Annotated in this window: 4 protein-coding genes; all 4 read left to right on the forward strand. The window is 58.0% G+C overall.

Annotation, left to right across the window (positions count from 1 at the left end; all coding sequences use genetic code 11):
• The first annotated feature begins 313 nt into the window (after positions 1 to 313).
• Entirely contained in the window at positions 314 to 1,942 is a 1,629-nt protein-coding gene (locus tag WBV42_RS15240; protein WP_423986779.1) for an ABC transporter substrate-binding protein, read from the forward strand.
• A 330-nt stretch (positions 1,943 to 2,272) separates the two neighbouring features.
• Complete coding sequence (locus tag WBV42_RS15245) at positions 2,273 to 3,277, forward strand: ABC transporter permease (RefSeq protein WP_423986780.1); 1,005 nt, start codon at positions 2,273 to 2,275, stop codon at positions 3,275 to 3,277.
• A complete protein-coding gene (locus WBV42_RS15250) occupies positions 3,264 to 4,310 on the forward strand; it encodes an ABC transporter permease (protein ID WP_423986781.1) in 1,047 nt (348 codons plus the stop codon). The genes WBV42_RS15245 and WBV42_RS15250 overlap by 14 nt, the downstream gene beginning before the upstream one ends.
• A gap of 2 nt (positions 4,311 to 4,312) precedes the next feature.
• Positions 4,313 to 5,073, forward strand: a 761-nt coding sequence (locus WBV42_RS15255; protein ID WP_423986782.1) for an ABC transporter ATP-binding protein, incomplete at its 3' end; no start/stop codon positions are given.

Consider the following 5,073-nt stretch of genomic DNA (forward strand, 5'->3'; position numbering starts at 1 on the left):
ATACTCGACTATAGAACGACCGTATCCAAATAGATTTAGTTTTAAAGTGGATGTATGTCTATTGATTCATCGAATAATAAGTGTAGAGTATTCAAACCACATATTTTATTATCAAGAGGATTCTATCATTGATAGTAGTATAATGATGGACAATGACAGAGATCTCCGAAACATGATTAATCGTCGGCAATTTGTCGGTCTCACCGGGATGGTAGGTGCGACCGCACTTGCGGGCTGCACTGGTAATTCCGATGATGGCTCCTCGAAGGGCGGTTCTGGCGACAAGAAAGTCCACGATGTGAAACACGTGGATATGGCAAATCAAGTGCCACAGAACATCCAGTGGAACATCAGCAACCCGTCGAGCGCCGCACAAATCTCACACTACTACCTTTTCGATGCGTTCGCGAAGTACAATTACGCGAAAAGCAAACTCGTCCCCTACGGCATCACCGATTGGGAGTTCGGTGACAACACGTTCAAACTCACCCTCCGCGACGGCCTCACGTGGGCGAACGGCGACGACGTGACCGCCGACGACATCGTTACCCAACTGAAACTCGGGATGTACACCGGTTCCGGGTACGGAGATTACACGAAGTCGGTCGAGGCAAAGGACGACAAGACCGTCGTCATGCACCTCGAAAACCAAGTCAACAAATCCATCGTCAAATTCCAAGTCCTCTCTGACAACCAGATTCGGCAGCCGAAAAGCGTGTTCGGCAAGTACGTGGATAAGATCGAGAAGAACGAGAAGGACGGAACGCGAGCCCTCCAAGACTTCGCGTGGAAGGAGCCGATCGCGAGCGGTCCCTTCGAGTTCAAGCAGGCGACGACGCAGGAACTGGTGCTCACACGTCGGGACGACCACCCCGACTCGAAGAACATCAACTTCAAAACCTACGCCTTCCGGTACATCAACGGAAACGAGCAGGCTCACCAGTCGATGATCGCCAACCAACTCGACTCGGTGTACAGCATGTTCACGCCGCCGCGAATCGTCAACCAACTCCCGAAGAACTGGCAACAGGTCAAAACCCCGGCGAACTGGGGCTACGGGTTGGTCCCCCAGATGGACCACAAACACACCGGAGACCGCGCCGTTCGACAGGCCATCGCGTACGTCATCAATCGCGATGCGGTCGTGAAAAACGCCGCACCGGAATCGAAACAGGCACCGAAATACTCGATGGGGATTCCGTCGGGCGACCAGGAGCGCATCCTCGGGGATTCGGCCAGCAAGTTCGAAACCTACGGCCAGGCGAGTTCCGAGACGGACAAGGCCGCCAAAGTGCTGAAGAAGGCGGGCTACAAGAAACAGGGCGGCAAGTGGCACGACAGCGACGGAGACATCGTCAACCTCCCCGTTCAGGTGCCATCCGACTGGACGGACTGGGTGACCGCGGCCCAAACCATCGTGGACCAGTTGAAGAGCTTCGGTTTCAAATCGTCGGTCGATTCCCGTAGCTACGGGACGCTTTCGGGACAGGTTTGGGCGAACGGGGACTTCGTCCTCGCGTCCGGGTCGTGGCTTCCGGGCGGCGCGCAAGCGTCGTTCCCGTACTTCTCGCTCCGGTACCAGTTGCTGGAGAACAGCGGGTACACGTACAACTACCCGCCAGCGAACCAGAGTCGTGGCGGGAAACACGCCGACGCGACGGTCCCGTCCCGAACCGGTTCGGGCAAGATGACGATCAACCCGGCAAAACGCTTGCAGGACCTCTCACAGGCGACGGACGAGAAGAAGATCAACGAGATCATCCTCGATTTGGCGTGGGTGACGAATCAGGACCTCCCCATCCTCGCCGTCGCGGAGAAACAGGACCAATCGTTCCTCTCACGCGACCATTGGGAGGTCCCGGAAGACGGCTCCGATATCGAGCAGGTCAAATGGCCCGAGTCGTGGGCGGTCCGGTTCGGCAAGAACAACTACAAGCCGTAGTAGTCTAACGGCAGGTAAGTCCCCCACCATGTCTCTTCGGACGGGGACTCGGTATTTCACTACTGCACTCCGGCGGAACGGAAATCTGTGCAAACATTTATTTACGATCGATGTGCAATTTGCATTGGGTATGAGAGACAAATCCATAGGCAGAAGTGACGTATTTAAATACCGGCGCGTTCGCGTGCCAGATACCACGGGAGCGGTCACACCCGCTGGCTGTGGCCCCAACATCGGTTCGAAGAGTCGTCGTTCCGGATTCGAGCGAACGAACGAGACTGAAGGTTCGAATTTGGCGTGAGTAGTACACGATAGTGATAAGTTTGTAATATGGTCAACTATTATTTGAAACGGACGGGACGAGCGATCTTCACGCTGTGGCTGGTCGTGACGCTCACGTTCGGCATGATCCGACTGCTGCCGGGTGGCCCGCTCACCCAACTGCGCGGCAAACTGATTCGCCAGGGATACCCACCCCAACAGATCAACTCGATTATCGAAACCTACCAAAACCTGCAACCCGACGCCCCGCTGTACGTCCAGTACAGCGACTACATCACCGCCCTCCTCCACGGCGACATGGGCAAATCGTTCACCTACCCCCGCACCGTGGCGAGCATCGTCGGCGAGGCATTGCCGTGGACCATCTTCGTGATGGTCACCGCCACCGTCATCATCTTCGCCATCGCCATCGTCTGGGGTGCACTCATGGCCTACCGCGAAGGCAGTCGATTCGACATGGGATCGAGCGTCCTCTCGATCATCCTCTCCTCGATTCCCTTCTACGTCCTCGCCATCGCCCTCGTCATCGTCTTCGGCTACAAATACAGCGTCTTCCCCGTCAGCTATCGCTTGAGCCCCGGCGTCGAACCCGGCTTAACCCTCCAGTTCGTCACCGATGCGCTCTATCACGCCTTCCTCCCCATCGTCTCGCTCGTCGTCTCCGGCGCGGGACTCCAAGCGCTCGCCATGCGCGGCAACAGCATCCAGGTGCTTGGCGAGGACTACGTCCGTGTCGCCCGCCTCCGCGGGCTTCCCGACCGTCGCATCTCCGTGTGGTACGTCGGCCGAAACGCCATCCTTCCGATGTACACCGGATTCCTCACCCTCATCGGTTTCAACCTCGGTGGCTCGGTCATCCTCGAACAGATTTTCACCTATTCCGGCGTCGGGTACTATCTGTTCCAGGGACTGCAAAACAGCGATTATCCGCTGATGATGGGTATCTTCCTCGTCATCACTACAGCATTGGTTCTCGCCGTGTTCATCGCCGACCTAACGTACGGCATGATCGATCCGCGCGTCAAATCGGGTGATTCCAATGAAGCCTACTGATAATTCCGACACCGCCATGACCGACGGCGGTTCGCAATCGAAAGTCGAGGAGTTCAGCTTCGAAACCACGAGTTCGGACACGGAAGTCACAACCAAAGAACGCCTACAGGACTTCTACGCCGAGTTCATCTACAAACCGGGACTGGTTGCCTGGGACGACCCGCGCACGCGAATCGGCGGGCTCATCCTCTTCGTCTACATCCTCATCGGCACCGTCGGCACCTGGCTGTATCCGGCACCCACCTCGAACCAAGTGCCGCGAAATCTCGTGCCGTTCCAGAACTGGAACGCGCCACTCGGGTCGACCCAGCGCGGCGTGGACGTGCTGGCGATGGCGATTCACGCCACCCCGCCGATGCTCATCATGATCGCCGCCGGGGGCATCTTCGCCACCGTCATCGCGCTCGCCATCGGTACGCTCGCCGGATACAGCGGCGGGACGGTTGACACCGTGCTGACGTCCTTTTCGGACATCGCCATGACCATTCCGGGATTGCCGCTCATCATGGTACTGGCCGCCGTCTTCCACCCAGACAGCCCCATCCTCATCGGCTTACTCATCACCATCAATTATTGGGCCGGGCTCGCCCGTTCGATCCGCTCGCAGGTGCTCACCCTGCGCGAGGAATCGTACGTCGAAGCCTCCCGGACGATGGGGATGAGCACGCCGCGCATCCTGTTCAAGGACGTCATCCCGAACCTGATGCCGTTCGTGCTCGTCAACTTCGCCAACGCCGCCCGCTATGTGGTCTTCACCTCCGTCGGATTGGCCTATCTGGGCATCCTACCCACGTCGGTTCCCAACTGGGGTGTCGATTTGAACAACGCGTACAAACAGGCGGGCGCGCTCGTCGGGACGAGTGCACTGTATCAGCTCATCGTCCCGATGATCATGATCATGGGTATCGCGCTCTCGCTCATCTTGCTTGCCCAAGGTCTCGACCGCTTGTTCAACCCACGCGTCAGAACGCGCCTCGCGGGTGAATCGACGACGCTGGAAGAATCCGAGGACAGCACGGAGGTGCTCCAATAATGATGTCACAACAACAGGGAACAGTCACGGAGGTATCGGATCCGATTCTGAGCATTCGGAACGCGTCGGTCACCTACGACGAGGGCGAATCGTACGTCCTGAACGACGTGAGCCTCGATATCCAGCGCAACGAGATCGTCGGCGTGGTCGGCGAAAGTGGCTCGGGCAAATCGATGTTCGCCGAAACGATTCTGGATGCGATTCCCGACCCTGGATTGCTTCAGGGAGAAGTGATCTATCGGCCGGAGGACGGCGAGGAGGTCAACGTGCTGGAACTCTCTCAAGAGGAACTGCGCTCGCTGCGCTGGGAGCAGATTTCGATGGTGTTCCAGGGCGCGATGAGTTCGTTCAACCCGACGATGAAGATCGAGGATCACTTCTACGACACCCTCGATGCGCACGACGCTGACCGAGCGGAGGGCATGGACCGGGCGCGAGAACTGCTCGCGGACCTGTATTTGGACGCCGACCGCGTGCTGTCGTCGTACCCGCACGAACTGTCCGGTGGAATGCAACAGCGGGCGTTGATCGCACTGTCGTTAGTGCTGGATCCCGACATTCTGGTGATGGATGAACCGACGGCGGCGCTGGACCTGCTGATGCAGCAGTCGATCCTCATATTGCTCAAAGAACTGCAGGAGAAGTACGACCTGACGATGGTGTTCATCACCCACGACCTGCCGCTCGTCGCCGCGTTGGCCGACCGCCTCGCCGTGATGTACGCCTTCGACTTGGCGGAAGTCGGCCCCTCGGAGGAGATCGT

Origin of the sequence: Haladaptatus sp. (genome assembly GCF_049589095.1) — an archaeon.
In the GTDB taxonomy this organism is placed as follows: domain Archaea; phylum Halobacteriota; class Halobacteria; order Halobacteriales; family Haladaptataceae; genus Haladaptatus.

Excerpts from the sequence above, each read along its gene's own strand:
- WBV42_RS15240 (WP_423986779.1), top strand. The coding sequence starts at position 314 with ATGGCAAATCAAGTGCCACAGAACATCCAGTGGAACATCAGCAACCCG.
- WBV42_RS15245 (WP_423986780.1), top strand. The coding sequence starts at position 2,273 with ATGGTCAACTATTATTTGAAACGGACGGGACGAGCGATCTTCACGCTG.
- WBV42_RS15250 (WP_423986781.1), top strand. The coding sequence starts at position 3,264 with ATGAAGCCTACTGATAATTCCGACACCGCCATGACCGACGGCGGTTCG.